Origin of the sequence: Pseudoxanthomonas sp. PXM01, from assembly GCF_014851815.1 — a bacterium.
Lineage (GTDB): Bacteria > Pseudomonadota > Gammaproteobacteria > Xanthomonadales > Xanthomonadaceae > Pseudoxanthomonas_A.
This window is the reverse complement of sequence record NZ_JACVAJ010000003.1, coordinates 375,508-396,734: the sequence shown is the minus strand read 5'-3', so window position 1 is coordinate 396,734 and position 21,227 is coordinate 375,508. Positions and strand designations below refer to the sequence as shown.

18 protein-coding genes are annotated in these 21,227 nt (G+C 68.0%); 10 read left to right on the top strand and 8 right to left on the bottom strand.

Annotated elements, in window-relative coordinates; genetic code table 11:
- Positions 1–55: 55 nt before the first annotated feature.
- The gene (locus tag IB230_RS18410; protein ID WP_192274311.1) at positions 56–646 is read right to left on the bottom strand and encodes a hypothetical protein; all 591 of its coding nucleotides are present in this window, start codon (positions 644–646) and stop codon (positions 56–58) included.
- 83 nt (positions 647–729) lie between these two features.
- Positions 730–1,329 (bottom strand): ribosome biogenesis GTP-binding protein YihA/YsxC, encoded by a 600-nt coding sequence (gene yihA, locus IB230_RS18405; RefSeq protein ID WP_192274310.1) that lies wholly within the window; start codon positions 1,327–1,329, stop codon positions 730–732.
- A gap of 129 nt (positions 1,330–1,458) precedes the next feature.
- On the opposite strand from yihA, the gene IB230_RS18400 reads away from it, so the two are divergent.
- The 4 genes from IB230_RS18400 to IB230_RS18385 all read left to right on the top strand — a co-directional run bounded on the left by IB230_RS18400 (position 1,459) and on the right by IB230_RS18385 (position 4,745).
- Positions 1,459–2,241: a c-type cytochrome gene (locus IB230_RS18400; RefSeq protein ID WP_192274309.1), complete on the top strand. Its 783-nt coding sequence runs from the start codon at positions 1,459–1,461 to the stop codon at positions 2,239–2,241.
- Between the two features lie 132 nt (positions 2,242–2,373).
- Entirely contained in the window at positions 2,374–3,024 is a 651-nt protein-coding gene (locus IB230_RS18395) for a thiol:disulfide interchange protein DsbA/DsbL (RefSeq protein ID WP_192274308.1), read from the top strand.
- A gap of 96 nt (positions 3,025–3,120) precedes the next feature.
- Complete coding sequence (locus tag IB230_RS18390) at positions 3,121–3,945, top strand: thiol:disulfide interchange protein DsbA/DsbL (protein WP_192274307.1); 825 nt, start codon at positions 3,121–3,123, stop codon at positions 3,943–3,945.
- Positions 3,946–3,968: 23 nt separating this feature from the next.
- Positions 3,969–4,745, top strand: coding sequence for an endonuclease/exonuclease/phosphatase family protein (locus tag IB230_RS18385; protein WP_192274306.1), 777 nt, complete (start codon positions 3,969–3,971; stop codon positions 4,743–4,745).
- Between the two features lie 15 nt (positions 4,746–4,760).
- Here the strand turns inward: IB230_RS18385 and IB230_RS18380 are convergent, their stop codons facing one another.
- The 3 genes from IB230_RS18380 to IB230_RS18370 all read right to left on the bottom strand — a co-directional run bounded on the left by IB230_RS18380 (position 4,761) and on the right by IB230_RS18370 (position 10,072).
- A complete protein-coding gene (locus IB230_RS18380) occupies positions 4,761–6,080 on the bottom strand; it encodes an EAL domain-containing protein (RefSeq protein WP_192274305.1) in 1,320 nt (439 codons plus the stop codon).
- 131 nt (positions 6,081–6,211) lie between these two features.
- Complete coding sequence (locus IB230_RS18375; protein ID WP_192274304.1) at positions 6,212–9,055, bottom strand: TonB-dependent receptor; 2,844 nt, start codon at positions 9,053–9,055, stop codon at positions 6,212–6,214.
- A gap of 219 nt (positions 9,056–9,274) precedes the next feature.
- A complete protein-coding gene (locus IB230_RS18370) occupies positions 9,275–10,072 on the bottom strand; it encodes a sulfite exporter TauE/SafE family protein (protein ID WP_343227363.1) in 798 nt (265 codons plus the stop codon).
- A 62-nt stretch (positions 10,073–10,134) separates the two neighbouring features.
- Here IB230_RS18370 and IB230_RS18365 point away from each other — a divergent pair, with 62 nt between their 5' ends.
- From IB230_RS18365 to IB230_RS18355, 3 genes are all read left to right on the top strand, one after another.
- Positions 10,135–12,096: a transglycosylase SLT domain-containing protein gene (locus IB230_RS18365; RefSeq protein WP_192274303.1), complete on the top strand. Its 1,962-nt coding sequence runs from the start codon at positions 10,135–10,137 to the stop codon at positions 12,094–12,096.
- Between the two features lie 73 nt (positions 12,097–12,169).
- Entirely contained in the window at positions 12,170–13,399 is a 1,230-nt protein-coding gene (locus tag IB230_RS18360) for a multifunctional CCA addition/repair protein (RefSeq protein ID WP_192274302.1), read from the top strand.
- A 94-nt stretch (positions 13,400–13,493) separates the two neighbouring features.
- Positions 13,494–14,153 carry a DUF3011 domain-containing protein gene (locus tag IB230_RS18355; RefSeq protein WP_192274301.1) on the top strand — a complete coding sequence of 220 codons (660 nt, stop codon included), beginning with the start codon at positions 13,494–13,496 and terminating at the stop codon, positions 14,151–14,153.
- Between the two features lie 39 nt (positions 14,154–14,192).
- On the opposite strand, the gene IB230_RS18350 is transcribed toward IB230_RS18355, so the two are convergent.
- Genes IB230_RS18350 through IB230_RS18340 form a run of 3 tightly spaced genes read right to left on the bottom strand, consistent with a single transcriptional unit; the run spans position 14,193 to position 16,853 of the window.
- Positions 14,193–14,849, bottom strand: coding sequence for an MliC family protein (locus tag IB230_RS18350; protein WP_192274300.1), 657 nt, complete (start codon positions 14,847–14,849; stop codon positions 14,193–14,195).
- A gap of 55 nt (positions 14,850–14,904) precedes the next feature.
- A complete protein-coding gene (locus tag IB230_RS18345) occupies positions 14,905–16,164 on the bottom strand; it encodes a HAMP domain-containing sensor histidine kinase (protein ID WP_192274299.1) in 1,260 nt (419 codons plus the stop codon).
- Positions 16,161–16,853 carry a response regulator transcription factor gene (locus IB230_RS18340; protein ID WP_192274298.1) on the bottom strand — a complete coding sequence of 231 codons (693 nt, stop codon included), beginning with the start codon at positions 16,851–16,853 and terminating at the stop codon, positions 16,161–16,163. Before IB230_RS18340 ends, IB230_RS18345 begins: the two co-directional genes overlap by 4 nt.
- Before the next feature lie 143 nt (positions 16,854–16,996).
- Between IB230_RS18340 and IB230_RS18335 the strand changes: the two genes are divergently transcribed.
- The 3 genes from IB230_RS18335 to IB230_RS18325 all read left to right on the top strand — a co-directional run bounded on the left by IB230_RS18335 (position 16,997) and on the right by IB230_RS18325 (position 21,211).
- Entirely contained in the window at positions 16,997–18,694 is a 1,698-nt protein-coding gene (locus IB230_RS18335) for a glycosyltransferase family 39 protein (RefSeq protein WP_225589660.1), read from the top strand.
- A gap of 127 nt (positions 18,695–18,821) precedes the next feature.
- A complete protein-coding gene (locus IB230_RS18330) occupies positions 18,822–19,547 on the top strand; it encodes a phosphatase PAP2 family protein (RefSeq protein WP_192274296.1) in 726 nt (241 codons plus the stop codon).
- Positions 19,544–21,211, top strand: coding sequence for a phosphoethanolamine--lipid A transferase (locus IB230_RS18325; RefSeq protein ID WP_192274295.1), 1,668 nt, complete (start codon positions 19,544–19,546; stop codon positions 21,209–21,211). The genes IB230_RS18330 and IB230_RS18325 overlap by 4 nt, the downstream gene beginning before the upstream one ends.
- Positions 21,212–21,227 lie beyond the last annotated feature (16 nt).

Below are 21,227 nucleotides of genomic sequence, written 5' to 3'. Positions count from 1 at the left end.
GCCACCGGAACGCCGCAGCATCCCATCCATGGTCGCGATCGCGCACACCCGCACCTCAGAGCGGGCGCACGAACACCTGGAACGCGAGATCGCGCGGGCCGGACGCATCGAACAGCTCGATCCAGTGCGGCGGATTGCCACGGGCAATGAAGTACGCCTTGCCGGATCGATAGGTATCCCCGGAGGGCGCCAGCCACAGCATGCAGTATTCGGTGCGGCGTCCTGCAGGCACGGTCAGCGTGAACGCGTAATGCCCAGGCGGCAGCAGTGCCGGTTGGGCGAACTCCACCATCCGCATGCCGGGCACCGGTTGGCCGTAGGCATTCAACGCCGTGCCGGGTACTTCCTGGGTGGCCACCACCACGCCATTCGGCACATCGCCGGTGACGAGTTCAATCTCCACTCGCAGGAGCCGGGCCGCGCCGCAGTTGGCCGGCACCATCACGTGGCTGAGGTAACCCTCGACAGGCAGATGGAATACCTGCGCGAAGCGCTGCGCCGCGCTGCCACCGATATCGGTGTTGGCCGGCGAGACCACCTGCAGTTGCTCGGCTGCCACCCGCGCCGGTGCGATCGGCGGAGGTGCGGCAAGGGCCGCACCCGCGACCAGGAACAGGACGGAAGAGGACAGGGGAATACAACGCATGGCGGACTCCTCCACGGCGGGATGCCGGGTGGAGGTCTATGCGACGAACAAGGCCGACAGCGGACGACCCGCCTGGCGGACGCTTACAGGCCCAGCCAGTTGCCGACGACCAGGCGAGCTTCGTCCACGCCCTGCTTCGACTCGGCCGAGAACGTCTGCACGCTGACGGTGTCGCCGAAGGACGAGAACAGGTCCTTCTTCACCGCCTGCAGCGCCTGCGCCTGCTGGCCGCGGCCCAGCTTGTCGGCCTTGGTCAGCAGCGCGTGGGCAGGCAGGCCTCGCTGGACCGCATAGCCCAGCATCTGGCGGTCGTAGTCCTTCAGCGGATGGCGGATATCCATGACCACCACCAGGCCCTTGAGCGCTTCGCGGGTGCGGAAGTAGCGATCAATGAACGCCTGCCAGTGCGCCTGCAGATCCTGCGGCACCTTGGCGTAGCCGTAGCCTGGCAGGTCGACCAGATAACGCTCGGGCTGGACCTGGAAGAACACCAGCTGCTGGGTACGTCCCGGCGTCTTGGACACCCGGGCCAGGCGGTTGTGGTTGACCAGCGCGTTCAGCGCGCTCGACTTGCCGGCGTTGGACCGGCCGGCGAAGGCCACCTCGGACCCGCCGTCCTCCGGCAACTGGCGCGGGGTATGGGCGGAGAGCAGGTAGCTGGCGGAATTCAGGGGGTTCGACATGCCGCTAGGATCGCACGGGCCGGCCCGCCCGCCATGCTGAATTGACCGCAACGGGCCGCCGCGACGATAATTCGGCGGTTTCGCGGCCCCTCCGGGTGCCGTCTCAGTCAAGGGTTTCGGAGCTTTAGCATGCGCCACGCTCGCGTTATTGGACTTGCCGGACTGGCCGTACTGGCCGTGGGTGCGGTCGCTTTTGCACAGACCACCGTGGTTCCGGTGCCGGACAACGCGCCGGTCGAGACGGCGCCGCTGGACATCAACCTCGCCAAGACCACCTGGGGCGACGCCAAGGCCGGCCAGACCAAGGCGGCCGCCTGCGCGGCCTGCCACGGCGCCGACGGCAACCCGAGCGACCCGCAGTACCCGCGCATCGCCGGCCAGAGCGAGCGTTACGTCGCCCAGCAGCTGGCGCTGTTCGCCTCGGGCGAGCGCAATACCGGCATGGCGGCCGTGATGGCCCCGTTCGCGCAGATGCTCAACGCGCAGGACATGCGCGACGTGGGCGCCTACTTCGCCACCCAGAAGTCCGGTGCCGGTCTGGCGGACGACAGCGTCGTCGCCGATGGCCCCTACAAGGACATGAAGTTCTACGAAGTCGGCCAGCAGCTGTACCGCAACGGCGACGCCAAGCGAGGCGTGCCGGCCTGCATGGCCTGCCATGGCCCGACCGGTGCCGGCAACCCGGGCCCGGCCTACCCGCACATCGGCGGCCAGATGCAGGACTACACCGTGCGCCGCCTGACCGAGTACAAGGCCGGCACCACCACGCTGAAGGACGCTGCCCACTTCAACATCATGGCGCAGGTCGCCGGTCCGCTGACCGAGCAGGAAATCCAGGCGCTCGCCAGCTACCTGCAGGGCCTGCACGCCCGCGCCGACGATCTCGCGGCGGGCAAGGCCGGCAGCAAGTAATCCCGGGACCTCGGTCGCCTCGCGCGACCGGAGGTTCAAGCTCCTGTTCATCGCGCCGGCCCCACCATGGCCGGCGTTTCTTTTTTCAGCGGATGCCCGGTCGGCGGGCCCGCATACAGAGGAAGAGTCCCGATGGCGTCGCGTCTGCTGCCTGTGCTGATCACCCTGCTGGCCCTGTTGCCGGCCACCACACTCGCCGCGCCGCCGGCGCCCGCCCCGCTGGTCGAGGGCCAGGACTACGTGGTGATCCCTGATGGCACTCCCTTCGCGCCCGCCAAGGGCAAGATCGAGGTGGCCGAGGTGTTCGGCTACACCTGCATCCACTGCGCCCACCTGGAGCCCACGCTCGCCGCCTGGAAGAAGACGCTGCCGCGCGACGTGCAGCTGACGCCGGTGCCCGCAGCGTTCGGAGGCTACTGGATCCCGTATGCGCGCGCGTTCTTCGCCGCGAAACAGCTGGGCGTGCAGGAGCGCACCCACCAGGCCGTGTTCGACGCCCTGCACAAGGTCGGCTCCCTGCCCATCCAGAATGCATCTGCCGACGAGATCGCCGGCTTCTACGCCAGCCAAGGCGTCGACCGGGCCAGGTTCATGGCCGCCCTGCGTGGCCCCGAGGTCGATGCGCAGCTCGCCAAGTCGCGCGACTGGGTGGGCGCGGCCGGCGTGGAGGGCACGCCCACCCTCATCGTCAACGGCAAGTACCGCGTGATCGGCGGCCGCAACTACAGCGACATGCTGAAGATCGTCGATCGCCTCGTGGCCCGGGAACGCGGCCGCAAGTGATGACACCGTCATGGCAGCCACCCCGGACGCCATGCAGAATGTGATGTCCCCGGCCTGACCGGCACCCCTTTTCCCTGATCCTCCGGAGTTCGCGCGATGAAGTCCCGCCACGTCCTGATGCTGTCCCTGTTGCTGCCGCTGCTGGCAGCCTGCGGCCCGAAGCCCTCCACCGACACCACGCCGACCCCGGAAGCCCCGGCCACCCCGGCGACCGAGGCCAGCGCTACGCCCGCCGCCGAGACCGCCCCCGCGCCCGCCGACACCGCCACGCCCGCCGCAGGCGAAAGCGCCGAGGCCAGCGCCGCGCCGAACACCAATCCGGTCCTGCCGCCGCAGGGCCCGGCGCCGGTCGCGGGCACGGATTACGTCGTGATCCCCAACGGCCAGCCGTTCGCGCCGCTCAACGGCCAGGTCGAGGTCGTCGAGATGTTCGGTTACGTCTGCCCGGCCTGCGCCCGCTTCGCCCCGGAAGTCTCGGCGTGGAAGAAGAAGCAGCCGGCCGACGTGCGCGTCACCTACGTGCCGGTCGTGTTCGGTCCGGTGTGGGCGCCGTACGCCAAGGCGTACTACGCCGCCCAGGCCAAAGGTGTGGCCGACAAGAGCCATGACGCGGTGTTCAGCGCCATCCACCTGCAGCGCACGCTGCCAGGCGAAGGCCAGCCGCCGACCGATCCGGCGACCATCGCCGCTTGGTACGCCAAGCAGTACGGCGTGGACGCGAAGGAGTTCGTGTCGCTGATGAACGGCTTCAGCACCAACGCGCAGGTCGCCCGCGGCATGCAGTTCGCGAAGAACACCGGTATCGAAGGCACCCCCACCATCATCGTCAACGGCAAGTACCGCGTCACCGGCGGCCAGACCTACGCCGACGTGCTGCGCATCGCCGATCACCTGGTCGCCATGGAACGCGCGCAGCGCTGAGCGCCACGGAAGCCCCCACTTCCATGACCGAATCCGCTCCCGCGGCAGCGCGAAGGCTGCGCCTGCTCAGCGCCAACATCCAGGCCGGCTCCAGCACCCGCCGCTACAGCGACTACGTGACCCGCAGCTGGTCGCACGCGCTGCCGGCGGGCAACAAGCGCGGCAGCCTGGATGCGATCGCGCAGCTGGCCGGCGAGCACGACATCGTCGGCCTGCAGGAGGCGGATCCCGGCAGTCTGCGCTCGGGCTTCACCAACCAGACGCACTATCTGGCCGAGCGCGCCGGTTTCGACTACTGGACACACCAGCCCAACCGCAACGTCGCGCGCGTGGCGGGCAGCGCCAACGGCCTGCTCAGCAAGCTCGAGCCGGTGGAAGTCACCGACCACAGCCTGCCCGGCCGCATCAGCGGCCGTGGCGTGCTGGTGGCGCGCTTCGGCGACGGCGATGAAGGCCTCACCGTCGCCGTCGCCCATCTCTCGCTCGGCGCCAACTCGCGGCGCTCGCAGCTGGCCTTCATCGGTGAACTGCTGTCCGACCATCCGCACGCGGTGCTGATGGGCGACTTCAACTGCGTCCCCGACACGCCGGAAATGGAGCTGCTCTACAAGCGCACCCGCCTGCGTCCGCCCGCCTTCTGCGTGCCTACGTTTCCCAGCTGGCGCCCGCAGCGCGCGATCGACCACATCCTGCTCAGTGAAGGCCTGCGTGGCGACAACGCCCGCGCCATGCCGGCGGCCAACTCGGATCATCTGGCGCTCGCGATGGACATCGACGTGCCGGACAGCGCCCTGCGCTGATCCCGCTGCGACCCGTCAAGGCGCCGCCGCCACGCGCTGGCGGAACGCCGCCGCCTCCATCGGCCGTCCAAACAGGTAGCCCTGGTACAGCCGGCACCCCTGCTCACCCAGCAGCGTGAACTGCTCGTCCTGTTCGACACCTTCGGCGATCACGTCGATGCCGAGGTCGCGCCCCATCTGCAGCAGGTTGCGGGTGATCGAGGCGGCATGCGCATCGCGCACGATCCCGCGGGTGAATGCGCGATCGATCTTCATCTCGGCGAACGGCAGGTCGCGCAGATAGGACAGCGAGGCGTAACCCGCACCGAAGTCGTCCAGCGACAGGCGTACCCCCATCGCGTGCAGCGCACGCATCTTGTCCACGGCGTCGTCCATGTCGTGCACCAGCACGCTTTCGGTCAGCTCCAGCGTCAGCAGCCCGGCATCGATGCCGCTGCGCGTCACCGCATCGTCCACCTGCTGCACGAAATCCGGTTGCCGCAGCTGCAGCGCGCTGATGTTCACCGACAGCCGCATGCGATGCAGCGCGGGCTCCCGCCGCCATTCCGCCAACTGGCGGCAGGCGTCCTGCAGCACCCACTGGCCGAGCGGCAGGATGAAGCCGGTGTCCTCTGCCGCCTGCATGAAATCGGCGGGGCGGACCAGCCCGCGTTGTGCATCATCCCAACGCAGCAAGGCCTCCGCTCCGATGATGTGGCCACCTGCATCGACCTGCGGCTGGTAGAGCAGCAGGAAGCGGCGTTGCGACAGCGCATCGCGCAGGGCGCGGTGCAGCGCGCGGTGTTCGGCGACGTCGGTTTCGGCCAGCCGCAGCACGATCAGGAGACTGGCTGCCGCCGTGGCCAGGTTGATCCAGATGCCGATGCGCCGCACGTCTTCGGTGATCGCGAAGCGGTCCGGCGTCCCGACCGGCGCAGCGGCGAAGAACACGAACACGCCTATCAGTAGCGTGACCACGCCGTAGCGCAGCCACGGCCGCTCATCGCGGAACACGTGGTGCGCACATACGGCGAGCACCAGCAGGAAAACATGGACCGTCCTGGGAACCGCCGCGGTGGAGACATCCAGGAACGCCGAGAAGAAGCACAGCAGTGCGAACAGGCCCGTGAATGCCAGCCACGACGCCGCGCGCGTGCGCCGGAGGCGCGCCATCACGATCACCACCACGCCCAGCACCGCGAGCGCCATCTCCACCGCCGCCACGACCCACGCGCCACGCGATGCGAAGAACACGCCCCAGCCGAGGCCCAGCGACGCCATGATCAGCCCGGTCGCCAACAGCAGATGGAACGCACGGCGACGCCGCCGGTAGTCCACCCTCCCCATGGCACTCATGTTGTCGACCGGCATACCCACCCGATGACCGCCCCTGACCACCTCCTCGGCATCCTACTCGACCCGGCGTGCGCCGGAAGCAGAACGCCGGCACATGCCGGCGTCCTGTGTTGCGATCCGGTTCGCCTGCCTCAGAACCGCAGGTTCGCCCGTACATAGAAGAAGCGGCCGCCCGGAATGTCGTAGGTCGACGCTTCGTAGCCATTGAGCGAGCACGACGTGCACACCGGCGGATCCTCATCGAACAGGTTGTTGACGCCACCGGTCAGCTGAAAGCCCTTGAGCCACTCGAACTCGTAGCCCAGCTGCAGGTCGTGGTAGGTCGTCGCGGCCAGCGTGTTGGTGGTAGCCGTGCTGCAGAATGCAGCCGGATCCGCCGCCAGGCAGGCTTCCTCCATCTCGGACAGGTGGCGGACGCTCCAGGCGGCGTTCCAGTTGCCATGCTTCCAGTCCAGCGTGGCGGTGGAGGTCCATTCGGGAATGGCGGTGTCGTTCACCACGACGCCGGGACCCTGCGGTTGCACCTGGCCACCCGCGCCACGCGCTTCGTAGCGGGTCACGAAGGTGTTCTGCCAGCTCAGCTTGAAACGGCCGACGCTGGTTTCCGGCAGCGTCCAGAACACGTCCGCATCCCAGCCATCGGTCCGGATCTCGCCGAGGTTGATCAGGAAGTTGGCGAACGTATCGATTTCGCCCGACGCCAAGCGGTTGATCCCCGTGCAGTACTGCGGGTCCTGGGTGGTCGCGCACAGGTTCAGCTGGGTCTGCGCGTCGATGGCCTGGATGGCGCCTTCCAGGTTGTGCCGGTAGTACGTCACTTCGATGTCGAACTTGTCGGACCACGCCGCGTCTTCCGCGAACGACGGACTGAACACCAGGCCGGCGCTGAAGCTGCGCACGGTTTCCGGAGACAGCTCGGGATTGCCACCGGTCAACACCGGGATCTGCGGATCGTTCTGCCGGGCGCCTGCCGGCACGCCGGGGCAGGCGACCGGTGCGAGCGAGCCGGCCGGCGCACCCGGCGGCACCAGGCAGGGATCGACCAGCAGCGCATCGAAGCGGCTCTGCGAGCCGTACAGTTCGCCGATCGACGGCGCACGGAAGCCTTCCGCATACGTCGCGCGCAGCACCAGGTCTTCTGCCACCTGCCAGCGCAGACCGTACTTCGGCGTGAACTCGCCGCCGAACGTGGAGTAGTCCGAGTAGCGCCCGGCCAGGCTCAGGTCGATCTTGCCCGCGCCGCCCTGCTGCGCGTACAGCGGCACGTTGAACTCCAGGTACGCCTCGTTGACATCGTACTCGCCGGAGGTCGGCAACGACGGCACGCCGTTGTACTCGCCGGCCACCGTCTGCGGATCGGGGTTGTAGGCGCCTTCGTACTTGCGGTACTCGGCACCGGCGGCGAATTCGATATCGCCCGCCCAACCCTCGAACAGTGCGCCACTGAGATTGGCGGTGACCTGCGTCAGCTTCTGCTCGCTGCGATCGCGGAACAGTGGGCTGATGTAGGCCAGCATCGCCGGGGTGATGGTGTCGAAGCCGAAGATGTCCAGCGGCGTGCAACCGCTGGTTGCCGCGCACAAGGCCGGATCACCCAGTGCGATGGCGATGTTGCGTGCGTTGTAGCTGCCGTAGTTGGTCTGCTCGGCCTCGTTCTTGCTGAAAGCCGCGTTGACGTCCCAGAAGAACTGGCGCTCGCCACCGAACGATCCTTCCAGGCCGGCCGCCACGTACTGCGTATCGACTTCCTGCTCGAAGATGCGGGGCCCACCCTCGATCGGACGACGGCGGATGGTACCGATGTTGCCGTTCGGTCCGCTGCCGATCAGATCGAAGCCGAAGGGATTGAAGGGATGGTTGGCCGGAATGACGAGGTCGGCGGTGTAGCTGGTACCCGCGCCGGGTCCGAGGTCGATCGGCTCGGGGGCGGCCTGATTGGTGGACTCGCGTCGGTTGTACAGCGCCTTGGCGTAGAAGTTCAATTCCTCGGTGATCGAGAAGCGGTACTGGGCGAACGCGCCCATGCGCTTGGATGGCGTCATCAGCAGGTTGTAGGGCGCGTAGTTGAACGCGTCGCGGCCGAAGTCGAAGCACTGGAAGCCATCGGTGCGCGCGACACCCGAATCGCAGTCCGGCAGGTTGGGCGTGTAGACCGGGTTGGTTTGCCCGGGCTTCACCGACAGGTCGTACTCGTTGCCGTTGGGATCGGTGAACGCGTAGCGGCCACCGAGGATGCGGGAGCTTCCTCCCTGGATCGGAATGGACGAGATGTAGCGATCCGCCGAACTGACTTCCTTCTGCTCGGTATAGCTCAGGCTGAGGAACAGGTTGCTGCGTTCGTTGTCGAAACCCCACGCGACATCGGCGCCGGTGACCTCGCCGTCTCCCTTGTCGTATTGGCCATAGTTCAGCGTGACCTGGCCACCATCGAAGTTGCGGCGCGTGATGATGTTGACCACGCCGGCGATCGCATCGGAACCGTACAGCGATGACGCTCCGTCCTCCAGCACCTCGATCCGTTCGACCAGCGCGAGCGGAATGGTATTGAGATCGACCGCGGCGCTGACGCCGGAGGCGGACGACTCGTTGACCCAGCGCATGCCATCGACCAGCACCAGCACGCGCTTCGGCCCGAGGTTGCGGAGGTCCACTTGCGCCGAACCCGCGCCGACGCCGTCGCCGTTGGGTGAGAAGCCGAAGTTGCCCGACGAATTGAACTTGGTATTGAGTGCGGAGCCGGAGCCCGTCAGTTCCTGCAGGATGTCGCCGATGGAGGTCAGGCCGGTGCGTTCGATCTCTTGGCGCGACAAGACCTGCACGGGGACGCGTCCCTCCATTTCCGCACGCTTGATGCGACTGCCGGTCACGGTGAGCGTGTCGAGCGTGGTGGCTTCCTGCGCCACGGCGGTGGCGGGCAGGGTGAGGAGCACGGCGATTCGAATGGCCGAAGCCAGGGTGTGGCGGCGCGTGTTCATGGATTCTCTCTCCGGAAAGGGGCAGGCCGCACGGCACTCGCCTAAAGCGGCCTGTCCTTCGTTGTAAAGAATCGGTAAAACGCCGACAACGGAAACAAGTCACCGTTTTAAAAATGGTAACGGTGATTATCTGCGAGTAAATACGATTACACGGAGTTTCTACACACCATCGTCACGAGCATTAACGACTAAACGCATGTAGAGCATCGGTCGCCGTCTTCAGCCGCTGGCGACAATGGCGATACCCATGACCACCATGAACACGGCGAACACCCGCTTCAACGCCTTTCCGCCGATCCGGTGCGCGAGCTTGGTGCCGTAGGGCGCAGCGATCACGGAGGCGATCGCGACGCCGATGGCCGCAGGCAGATAGATGTAGCCGATCGCATGCGACGGCAACGCGCCCGGCGGCGCATGCAACGCATAGCCCAATGCACTGGCGAGGCCGATGGCGACGCCACAGGCGCTCGAGGTGCCCACCGCACGCACGGGCTGCACGCCCCGCGCGACCAGCAGCGGCACGGTCATGCTGCCGCCGCCGATGCCCACGACCGCCGACACCGCACCGACCACCGAGCCCGCCAGGCTCATCACCGGCCCGCGGGGTGCGGCCACGCCGCGCCCTTCCGGATGCGCGTTGTTTCCGAATGCCATCTGCGCACCGGCGATGAAGCAGTAGCCCGCCACGATCCAGCGCAGGACGTCGTCGTCCAGATAGACCGCCAGTCCACTGCCCAGCCATCCGCCCAGCAACAGGCCCGGCACCATCCAGGCCACCGTCGGCCACAGCACGCTGCCGCGCCGATGGTGCGAGTACGCCGACGATGTCGCCGTCAGTACGATGCTCGCCAGTGAACTCGCGAGTGCCGCGTGCATCGCGGCCTCCTTCGGAATGCCATGCAACGGCAGGATCCACGCCAGCGCGGCGACCAGCACCAGGCCACCGCCGATCCCCAGCAGGCCCGCGAGAATGCCGGCCAGCACGCCGAGCACCGGGAAAATCCACACACCTTCCACTCACCACCTCGTCGTCACGGCTGTCTACGGGTCGGTTCAGGCGGCTTGGGTATAGTCCCGGCATGATCCGTTTTCCCCCCGTTATCGTACTCGCTGCCCTCGCAGGCCTGTGTGCCGCACCGGTCCTCCACGCGCAGTCGCTCGACGCGCAGCGGTCCGCGATGCGTGATGCGCTCGCCGCCGCAGAGGCCGGTCGCATCGACGCCACCGCCTCGTCCGCCCTCGCTCGCCATCCGCTTTACGGGTGGGTCGAGTTCGCCGCGTTACGCCGCGACCCGAATGCGATATCGACGGCGCAGGCGCAGGCCTTCCTGGCGCGCTACGACGGTCAGGCGGTTGCGGGGCAGTTCCGGAATCTGTGGCTCGCCGCGCTCGCGCGGCGCCAGGACTGGCCCACCTTCCTCGGCGCATGGAAACCGACCGACAGCGCTGCCCTGCAATGCGCGCACCTGCAGGCACGCCAGGCGACGGGCCGCACGGACGCCGCCTGGACCGAGCAGGCGCAGGCGCTCTGGCGTAAGGGTGCCAAGTCGCTGCCCGATGGCTGCGACCCCGTGTTCAACCTGCTCGCCAGCCAGGGTGCGCTTGCACCGGCACTGCGGTGGGAGCGCATCGAGGCCGCCGCCGCCGAGCGCCAGACCGGCGTGATGCGCAGTGCCGCGCGCGGCCTGCCGGCCGACGAGGCCGCGCTCGCCAACGACTATGCCGCATTCATCGACACGGTCCATCCGCGCGCGATGAACTGGCCAAGGACCGACCGCAGCCGCCGGATGGCGGCCGCCGGACTGGCGAAGCTCGCGCAGAGCGATCCCGATACCGCCGAGCGCGTGCTGCCGCAATATGCGGACGCACTGGGCCTGGGCGAAGGCGAGCGTGGCCAGGTGCTGTATCAGATCGCGCTGTGGACGGTCGCATCGTACGGACCCGATTCCGCGCGCCGACTCGGCAACGTCCCGGAATCGGCCTACGACGAACGTCTGCACGAATGGCGCGTGCGCGAGGCACTGTCGCGGGGCGACTGGCCGGCCGCGCTCGCAGCGTTGCGGAAGATGCCGCCGGCGCAGCGCAACGACTCCCGCTGGCGCTACTTCGAAGCGCGCATGAGCGAGAAGACCGGCGATCGCGCCGGCGCACAGCGCCTGTTCCGCGAGACCGCCTCCAGTCCCACCTTCCACGGCTTCCTGGCCGCCGACCGGCTCGAGCAGCCGTATGCGCTGTGCGCGTGGATTCCCAACGATCCCGCCACGGCGAAGCAGGCGGTCGCGCGCGATCCCGCCATCGTGCGTGCGATGGAGCTGTGGCAGCTGGAACGCCCTGGCTGGGCGACCGCTGAGTGGAACGACGCACTGTCGCGCTTCGACGACACCCAGCGCCGCATCGCCGTCGAGGTCGCGCAGGACAATGGCTGGTTCGACCGGGCCGTGTTCTCGCTGGGCAAGCAGCCCGACGAACAGCGTCTGTACCGGTTGCGCTTCCCGCTGCATCACGATGACACCATCAAGCGCGAAGCGGCGAAGCACAACATCGATCCGGCGTGGGTCGCGGCCGAGATCCGTGCCGAGAGCATCTTCAATCCGAAGGCGCGCTCGGGTGCCAATGCGATGGGCCTGATGCAGGTCCTGCCGTCGACCGGCGCCGGTGTCGCCCGGCGGCTCGGCATTCCGTATGCCGGCGCGGCGAGCTTGTACGACTCGGATACCAACATCGCCATCGGTACGGCGTACCTGCGCGAGATGGAAGACAAGTACGGCGTGCCCTATGTCGCCATTGCCGCCTACAACGCAGGGCCGGCGCCGACAGCGCGCTGGCAGTCGCAGCGCCCCGGTTTCGATCCGGACATCTGGATCGAGACGATCAGCTACAAGGAGACGCGCGAGTACGTCGCGCGCGTGCTGGCCTTCAGCGTGATCTACGACTGGCGCCTCAACGGCACGGCGCTGCCGGTGAGCGACCGCCTGATGGGCCGCGTGCAGGCCAAGCGCAAGGCCTTCACCTGCCCGACCGCACAGATGCCGAAGAGCTGACAGCGGCGTGGGGCCTGTGGGAGCGATGTCCCACTCGCAGACAGTGGCGACGCGCATCCGGCATCATGTCGCCATGAAAACCTATCTCGTCGGTGGCGCAGTACGCGACCGGTTGCTGGGCCTGGCGCCGGGCGACCGCGATTGGGTCGTCGTGGGCGCGACGCAGGCACGGATGGAAGCGGATGGCTTCAAGGCCGTGGGCCGCGACTTCCCGGTGTTCCTGCATCCGGAGACGGGCGAGGAGTACGCGCTCGCCCGCACGGAGCGCAAGAGTGGCCGCGGCTATCGCGGCTTCGTGGTCGACGCCGATCCCTCGGTGACGCTGGAGGAAGACCTGCAGCGGCGCGACTTCACCCTCAATGCGATCGCGCAGGACGAGGACGGCACGCTGGTCGATCCCTATGGCGGCGCGCGCGACATCGAGGCGCGCGTCCTGCGCCACGTGGGTGAGGCCTTCATCGAGGATCCGCTGCGCGTGCTGCGCGCGGCCCGCTTCATGGCCCGCTTCGCGTCGCTGGGTTTCACGATCGCGCCGGAGACGATGGCATTGATGCGCGACATGGTCGCCAGCGGCGAACTGGATGCGCTGGTGCCCGAGCGCGTGTGGCAGGAGTTGCGTCGCGCGCTGGCCTCGACGACCCCGTCGGCGTTCCTGTCCACGCTGCGCGCCTGCGGTGCGCTGGCCGTGGTGCTGCCGGAAGTCGATGCGCTCTACGGCGTACCGCAGCGCGCGGAGTACCACCCGGAGGTGGACACCGGCATCCATCAGGAAATGGTCAGCGACATGGCGGCGCGGCTCGCGCCCGGCGATGCACGCATCGGCTTCGCGGCGCTGGTGCACGACCTCGGCAAGGCATTGACGCCGGCCGACGTGCTTCCCAAACACATCGGCCACGAACACGCGGGCGTGAAGCCGGTGATCGCGCTCTGCGAACGGCTCAAGGTCCCCGTCGACCATCGCGAGCTGGCGGTGATGGCGTGCCGCGAGCACCTCAACGTGCATCGCCTGGCCGAACTCCGCGATGCGACCGTGGTCGATCTGCTCACCCGCTGCGATGCGTTCCGGCGGCCGGAACGCATTCCGTGGTTGGCGACTGTGTGCGAGGCGGACAAGCGCGGCCGCGGCGGCAACGAAGAGGCGGACTATCCGCAGGGCCGCGAGCTGGTCCGCCTGCACGAGGCGGCGTGCAGCGTCGGCGCGCGCGATGTGGTCCGCGATGGCATGACGGGCCCCGAGATCGGTGCCGCCGTGCAGGCCGCGCGCGTGTCGGCGGTGCATCGCGCCCGTCAGACCGGCGGTTGAAGTAACAGGCCCTCGGGATCGCGTTTGCGGGTATGGTGGGCCTGCGGCCTGGGGAGCCGCCCACCACCACACACCACCCTTCGAGGAGCCCGTCATGGATCGTACGCGCACCCTTCTCTCCGCTTGCCTGGCCGCTGTCGGCTTCTGGGCAGCCGATGCCTACGCAGACGACTACGTCACCTGCGAAAGCCGCAACGACCGGTACCAGAGTTGCCCGATCTCGACGGCCGGTTACGTCACGCTGGATCGCCAGCTCTCCGGCACTGCGTGTACGCAGGGACGCACCTGGGACTACAACCGCCGGGAGATCTGGGTCGATGACGGTTGCCGTGCGAGCTTCCGCGTGCACACCAGCTCATCCGGGCACCACGACAACAACGATGCCAAGGTGGCGGCCGGCGTGCTGATCGGCGCGGCGATCCTGGGCGCGATCGCCTCGAATGCGAACAAGAAGGACGACAAGTACGACGACAACCGCTACCAGGGCGCGCGCCATTCCTCGTACGTCCCCGGCTGGATGGTAGGTACGTTCGAAGGCTACAACCCGCTCTACAACGCGGACGTCACCCTGACCATCGACAGCAGCGGGCGAGCGACGGGGCGCGCGAACGGGCAGACCATCAACGGCTGGATCAACGATGGCTATCTCAACGTCGGCAACAACGCGTTCAACATCGACCAGTCGCGCGACGGCTTCGTCACCTCGCAGGTCGGCGACCGACAGAACGAAGTGCGCTACCGCCGCGTCCGCTGACCCGCCGAATGGGCCCGGGCGGATCGCCCGGGCTCCAGCTCACGGCAACGGTTTGCAACTCAATCTGTTGCCGTAGAAGTCGACACTCGCCTCGCCCTGGTGTTCCCAGTACTCGATACCTTTTCGACCGTACTTGGAGCCACTTCCGGTTGGCTGCGGAAAGACGATCGCCTGATCGCTGCCCCATGTCATGACGGCCGCGACTGGGTCAATCTCGTTGTAGAACACCATGGTGAACGGCTTGCTGTTGTCCGTGCATCGGAACTCGACCGTCTTCGGGACCATGACATCGGGCGCAATGATCGCCAGTTCCACCAGGCGCGTCCTGTAAGCATCAAGCACGCATGAGCGTGCGTCTTCTTCTTTCCAGCAGTCGTCGCGTCCATTGATCCAGCCGCGCTCGGTGGCGGGGTCCTTCTTGCTCGATGAGGCATAGCGCTCGGAAAGCTGGCGGTCCAGCGCCGCCAATTCGGCGTCGCCGCATACCAGCTTCTCGGCATCGGATGCTGCCTTGGCGCAATCGAACGAGGGGACGGTCACGGCTTGCGCGGACGCCGGCGGGGCTGCAGCAGGTGTCTCTTCTGCAGATCCAGTGGAGGGAGCCTCCGGAACCTCGGAGCCCGACGGCGTGGGCGCGTCCTGCGCCTTGCATGCCGCGAGTATCAGCAAACCCATGCAAAAGAGGACGCGCGCCATGTGAAGTCTCCAAGGAAGCACGCCGGCATGCTATCGCTGGCGCCTTAGGACGGCGTCAACGCGACAGGCGCAGGCGGCTGATCGTGCCTCGCCCCGGCGCGGACTGGATCGACAGAGTCCAGCCCAGGTGCTCGCACAGGCGCGCCAGCAGGTCCAGGCCGATGCCTCCCCCCTCGCGACCGCCACCGCGCGCCATCTGCGCATAGAGGCGACTGATGTCTTCCGGCGTCATGCCATGGCCGGGGTCCTGCACGGTGACCGTGGCATCGCCGTCCAAGCCCACGTGGATCTCGCCGCTGTCGCTGTTCTCGATGGCGTTGCGCAGCAGGTTGCCGACCGCCGCCTGCACGATGTGCAGTGGCGCAGAGACGCTGCAGGGCGCCAGATCGTCGATGACGATGGACAGATCCTTGTCGACCATCAGATGCCGGTGGTCGTCGATGATGTCGGGCAGCAGCTCATGCAGCGGCACGACCTCGCTGCTGCGCGACAGGCGGGCGGGATCCTTCGCCAACGTCAGCAACAGCGCGACCAGACGCTCGACATCGCGCGCGGTGCGGTGGATGCGCTGCACCTGTTGCCGTGCGGGCGCTGGCAGGTCCTCGTGCCCGAGCGCCAGTTCGCTGGCGCCGGCGATGATGGCGATCGGCGTGCGAAGTTCGTGGCTGGTGGTATCGATGAAGACGCGCTCGCGCTCGACGAAGTCGTCCTGGCGGCGCAGGTAATCGTTGATGGCGTTGGTGATGACGTGCAGCTCCGAGCTCGCGCCTTCCGACAGTCCGACCTGTTGCCCCGTGTGGTCGGGCGACAGCGCGCCGATGTCACTGGCCAGGTCGGACAGGGGGCGCAGGGCCTTGCGGACACCGCGCGCCACCAGCACACCGATGATCACCAGGGCGACCAGCGCCAGGCAAAGCGATCCCAGCAGTACGGCATCCTCGATCGTTTCTATCCCCGTGATGTCGCGCACGACGAAGTAGCGCACGCCCTGCATCTGCTGGACCAGCACCACGTTCTCGCGGCCATCGAACCAGAAGTCGTCGTGCACGCCTTCCGGAAGCATGGACAGGCCGGGCGGGGGCTCGCGCCCCGGCACGCTGTACAGCTGCAGCGAGTCGGTGTCCTCCCACGCGTGGGCGGGGTCTTCGGCTGCCCGTTGCACGTGCGCGGCGATCTCGCGCTCGAGCAGCGACTTCCACACCCGGTCCTCGAGGAAATCATCGGCGATGACGAGGACGATGATGACGGCCAGCAATATCGCGTAGCCACCAAGCAGGCGCCGGATCTGCGCATGCAGGCTGCGACGCGACGTCATGCGTCCCTCGCCTCGTGCGGCACGGCCAGCCGGTAGCCGGTGCGCGGCAACGTCTGGATCAGCTTGACCGGGAACGGCCCGTCGACGCTGCGCCGCAACTCATAGATGTGGGAACGGAGCATATCGCCGTCCGGCGGATCGTCGCCCCACAGCGCATGTTCCAGTTGCTGGCGGGTGACGGCCGCCGGGCTGGCCTGCATCAGCGTCTCCAGCAGCTTGCGGCACGCGGGATACAGGTGCAGCACCTGCCCGGCGCGGGTGGCCTCCAGCGTGGCCAGGTCCAGCTTCAGGTCGTGCACTTCCAGCACCTTGCGTCGCTGGCGGCCCTGCGTGCGCGCCATCAGGGCTTCAAGCCGCACCTCCAGTTCCGGCAGGGCGAACGGCTTGGTCAGGTAGTCGTCGGCACCTGCCCGGAAGCCGGCGATCTTGTCGGGCAGCTCGTCGCGTGCGGTCAGCATGATGACCGGCAGGCCGGAATCGTGTTCCTCGCGCAGCCGCCGCAGGACCTCCGGGCCCTCCAGCCGCGGCAGCATCCAGTCGAGCACCAGTGCGTCGTAGGCCTGCGTGGTGGCCAGGTGCAGCCCGGTGACCCCGTCCGGGGCCGCGTCCAGCGTGTGGCCGCGTGCCTCGAAGTAGTCGAACAGGTTCGCCACCAGGTTCCGGTTGTCTTCGATCACCAGCAGCCGCATCGGCAGGACCTGCGCGAGGAAAGAGGACCGGCAGCATGGCGGGCCGGACGTCGAAGCGACGTCGGAGTTCCGACGAATCTCTTACCTCCCATGATCCACCATCGCGCGCCGACTTGCCGGACCCGCCCCTACCCATGCGATCGATGCACCTTCGACATGCGCCGCGCTGGCAGGCGCCCTTGCTTGCTGCGCTGATGGTGTGGGCATTGCTGGCGGGGCTGGGCCTGCGCGAGCCGATGCCGGCGGACGAGCCCCGCTTCGTGCTGGCGGCACGGACCATGGTGGAGTCCGGGGAGTGGCTGTTCCCCCATCGCGGCATCGAGCTGTACGCCGAGAAGCCGCCGGTGTTCATGTGGCTGCAGGCGGCCGGCTATCTGCTGGTTCGCGACTGGCATATCGCCTTCCTGCTGCCATCCCTGCTGTCGGCCCTGCTGACGCTGGCGCTGAGCGGCGACCTCGCACGACGGCTGTGGGGCCGCGGGGCGGTGCCGTATGCGGTGCTCGGCCTGTTCGTCTGCCTGCAGTTCGCCCTGCAGGCCAAGCGCGCACAGATCGACATGGTGCTGGTCGGCATGACCACGCTGTCTCTGTGGGCCTTGCTGCGCTATCTGCTGGAAAAACCCAGTCCGTGGTGGCTGCTGCTGGGCACGTTCGCCGCCGGCCTGGGCACGGTGACCAAGGGCGTCGGCTTCCTGCCGCTGCTGCTGTTCATTCCCTGGCTGTGGGTGCGGTGGAAGTCGCCCCAGGACCTGCCGGCGCACCGGGGCGTGCATGCGCTGGCGGGTATCGCCGGCTTCCTGCTGGGCGCCGGCGTGTGGCTGGTGCCGATGCTGGCGACGGCGCTGTCCTCCAGCGACCCCGCCCTGCACGCCTACGCGCGCGAGATGCTGTTCAAGCAGACGGGTACGCGCTACGCGAATGCCTGGCATCACGTGAAGCCGGCCTGGTACTACCTGCAGACGATGCTGACGCTGTGGCTGCCCGGCGTGTTGCTGGTGCCGTGGCTGCTGCCGGCGTGGTGGCGCCGCCTGAAGCGCATCGACGCACGCCACACGTTGTTGTTGGGCTGGGCGCTGCTGGTGCTGCTGTTCTTCAGCGCCAGTCCGGGCAAGCGCGAGGTCTACATCTTCCCGATGCTGCCGGCGCTCGCCGTCGCGGCCGCGCCATTGCTGCCCGGCCTGCTGCGCTTCCGCGGTGTGCGCACCACGCTGTGGGCGTATGTGTCGGTGCTGATCCTCATGACGGGTACGCTCGGCCTGTGGCTGATGGCCGCCCCGCCCGAGCGACTGCATGCGCTGGTCGACGGCCGTGGCATGGACATGACCACGGTTTCGCAATTCAGTCGATGGCTGCTCGGATTCGCCATCGTGGCCGCGCTGGTCGCGATCGCGGCGCGACGGCGCGTGGGGGTGGCCCTGGTCGCGGTGACGGCGGCGTTGTGGACGGCGTACGGCCTGGGCTTCATGCCGGCGATCAGTCCTGACAGTTCAGCGCAGGCGCTGATGCGGCGTGTCGGCGAACGCATCGGTCCGGAAGCGGAACTGGCCATGCTGGGCTGGCGCGAACAGCACCTGCTGCAGGCGGACAGGCCGGTCACCGACTTCGGCTTCAAGCAGCCGTGGGTGGACCAGTGGCAGCACGCGCATGCATGGCTGCTCGAGGCCCCGGACACGCGCTGGCTGTTCCTGCGCAAGGACGCCATCGGACCGTGCCTGGATCCGTCGCAGGTCGTCGACGTCGGCGCCTCCAACCGGCGCGACTGGATCCTGGCACCTGGCCACGCATGGATGACAGGGTGCGAGGTACCGGCCACCTGGTCCGCCGACGTCAGCGAAGACTGAACATCCAGCAACACCGTCTGTGGGGGACGTCGGCATGCGCGGCGTTTAACCCGGCTCCGACATGGGTCCGACCGCGTTACGACATCACGACGACCAGCATGCGCGCACCCCATCCCGCACGCGCCGCATGTCCGCTCCTTCGTCTTCCTTCCCGGTCATGCCGGAGCAGCGCCTTCCGGGGCTGTTGCCGGTCTCGATCGTCCTGCTGGTCGCGGCATGGCTGGCGGCGCAATCGCTCGACCAGCCATGGGCTTCGTGGTTGTTCCACCAGCAGGGAGATGCCTGGTCAATGAAGGGCAGCCTGCTGCTGGAGACGGTGCTGCACCGGGGCGGCCGCCTGATGAGCCAGCTGGCCTGGGCTGCGGTGTTGGCCGCGACGCTGTGGCATTGGCGCATGCCCACCGCGAAGCACTGGACACGCCCCGCCGCACGCCTGCTGCTGGCCGTCCTTCTATCCACCGCCTGCGTGGCAGTGCTGAAGGCCGCCACGCATATGGACTGCCCGTGGGATCTCGCCGGCTTCGGTGGGCAGCGGCCGCTCGTTCCGCTGTTCGCGCACCGTCCGGCCGAGCTCGGCACGCCAGGCTGCTTTCCCGCCGCGCACGCCGCCAGCGGCTACGCCTGGGTCGCGTCGTATTTCTTCTTCCTGCATGCCGCACCGCGCTGGCGACACGTCGCGCTGGCGGGCGGACTGCTGGCCGGCGCCGTGTTCGGGCTCGCGCAACAGCTGCGCGGCGCGCACTTCCTGTCGCACGACATCGCCAGCCTGGGCGTCTGCTGGACCATCGCCTGCGGTGTCGATCGCATCGGCGCGTGGCGCAACGCCCGCAGTGCCATGGAGGCACGCACGTGAGCGCCTCCGTCCTCGATCATGCAGCGATACCCTCACGCTGGCAGCGCGTGCGCGGGCTGCTGCAGGTGCGCCCGATGGTGTCGTCGGAGAGCCTGATCCTCTTCGCTTGCCTGTACTTCAGCCTGTTCGCCAACACGGTGTTCTGGCACGCCGCGGCGCCGCAGCCGTGGCTGCAGGGTCGTTGGGCGTTGTCGCTGTTCCTGCTGGTCACCGCCGTGCACGGCGTATGGCTGTCTCTGCTGGTGTGGCGCCGAACGGCACGCGTCGTGCTCTCCGTGCTGGTGGTGACAGCCGCGCTGGCAGGCCACTACATGGCGGCGTACGGCATCTACATCGACGCCGACATGATCCGCAACGTACTGCACACCGACTGGCGCGAGGCCAGCGACCTGCTCGGCGTCGATGCCCTGCTGCCGCTGCTCACCGCGCTACCTGCGCTGATCGTGATCTGGCGCGTGCGCCTGCGCGAGCGCACCTGGCCGCGCACGTTCGGTGTTCGCGCCGCGTTCCTTGCCGGCATGGTGGTGGTCGGCGTGGTCGGCGTGCTGCCGTCGACCCAGCAGCTGACCGCGTTCCTGCGCAACCAGCGCGAGGTGCGCTACCTGGTGACACCGGCGAACGTGCTGGTGTCGCTGATCAAGGTAGTCAGTGAGGATCCGCCCGGACAAAAGCGGGCCTTGCTGCCGATCGGCGAGGACGCCGTGCAGTCGCCGGCCGCCACGATGCGCCGGCCGCGCCTGCTGGTGCTGGTGGTCGGCGAGACCGCGCGCGCGGCCAACTGGGGCCTCAACGGCTACGCACGCCAGACCACGCCGGAACTGGCCAAGCGCGACGTGCTGAACTTTCCGCGCGTCGCCGCCTGCGGCAGCAGCACCGAAGTGTCGCTGCCATGCATGTTCTCGCCACAGGGGCGCGAGCACTACGACGAAGGCGAGATCCGCAGCCACCAGTCGCTGCTGCACGTCCTGCATCGCGCCGGCGTGGCCACGCTGTGGCGCGACAACCAGTCCGGCTGCAAGGGCGTGTGCGATGGCCTGCCCGTGGAAGATCTGCATGCGCGTACCGATGCCGGCCTGTGCAACGGCAAGCGCTGCTACGACGGCATCCTGGTGTCGGACCTGGCCGATGCCGCGCGCCGGCAGAAAGGCGACCGGGTCATCGTGCTGCACATGCTGGGCAATCACGGGCCCACCTATTCCGAACGCTATCCCCGGGATTTCGGCGTCTATACGCCGGTTTGCACCACGTCGGACCTAGGCCGCTGCACGCGCGTGCAGATCACCAATGCCTACGACAACGCACTGCGTTACACCGACCACGTCGTGGCGTCCGCCATCGACCAGTTGAAGGGCCTGGAGGACTACGACACCGCCCTGCTCTACGTCTCGGACCACGGCGAATCGCTGGGCGAGAAGGGGCTGTACCTGCACGGCATGCCGTACTCGATCGCACCGCGCGAGCAGCTCGAGGTGCCGATGGTGGCCTGGTTCTCCGACGGCTGGCGCGCCTCGACCGCCCTGGATTCCGCCTGCCTGCGCCGGCAGGCGACCGGCTCGCGTAGCCACGACGACCTGTTCCACACCGTCCTGGGCCTGACCGATGTGAAGACGGCCCTCTACCGGCCGGACCACGACATTTTCCTGACCTGTCGGGGAAGAGCATGACGCCACCCAACCCGAG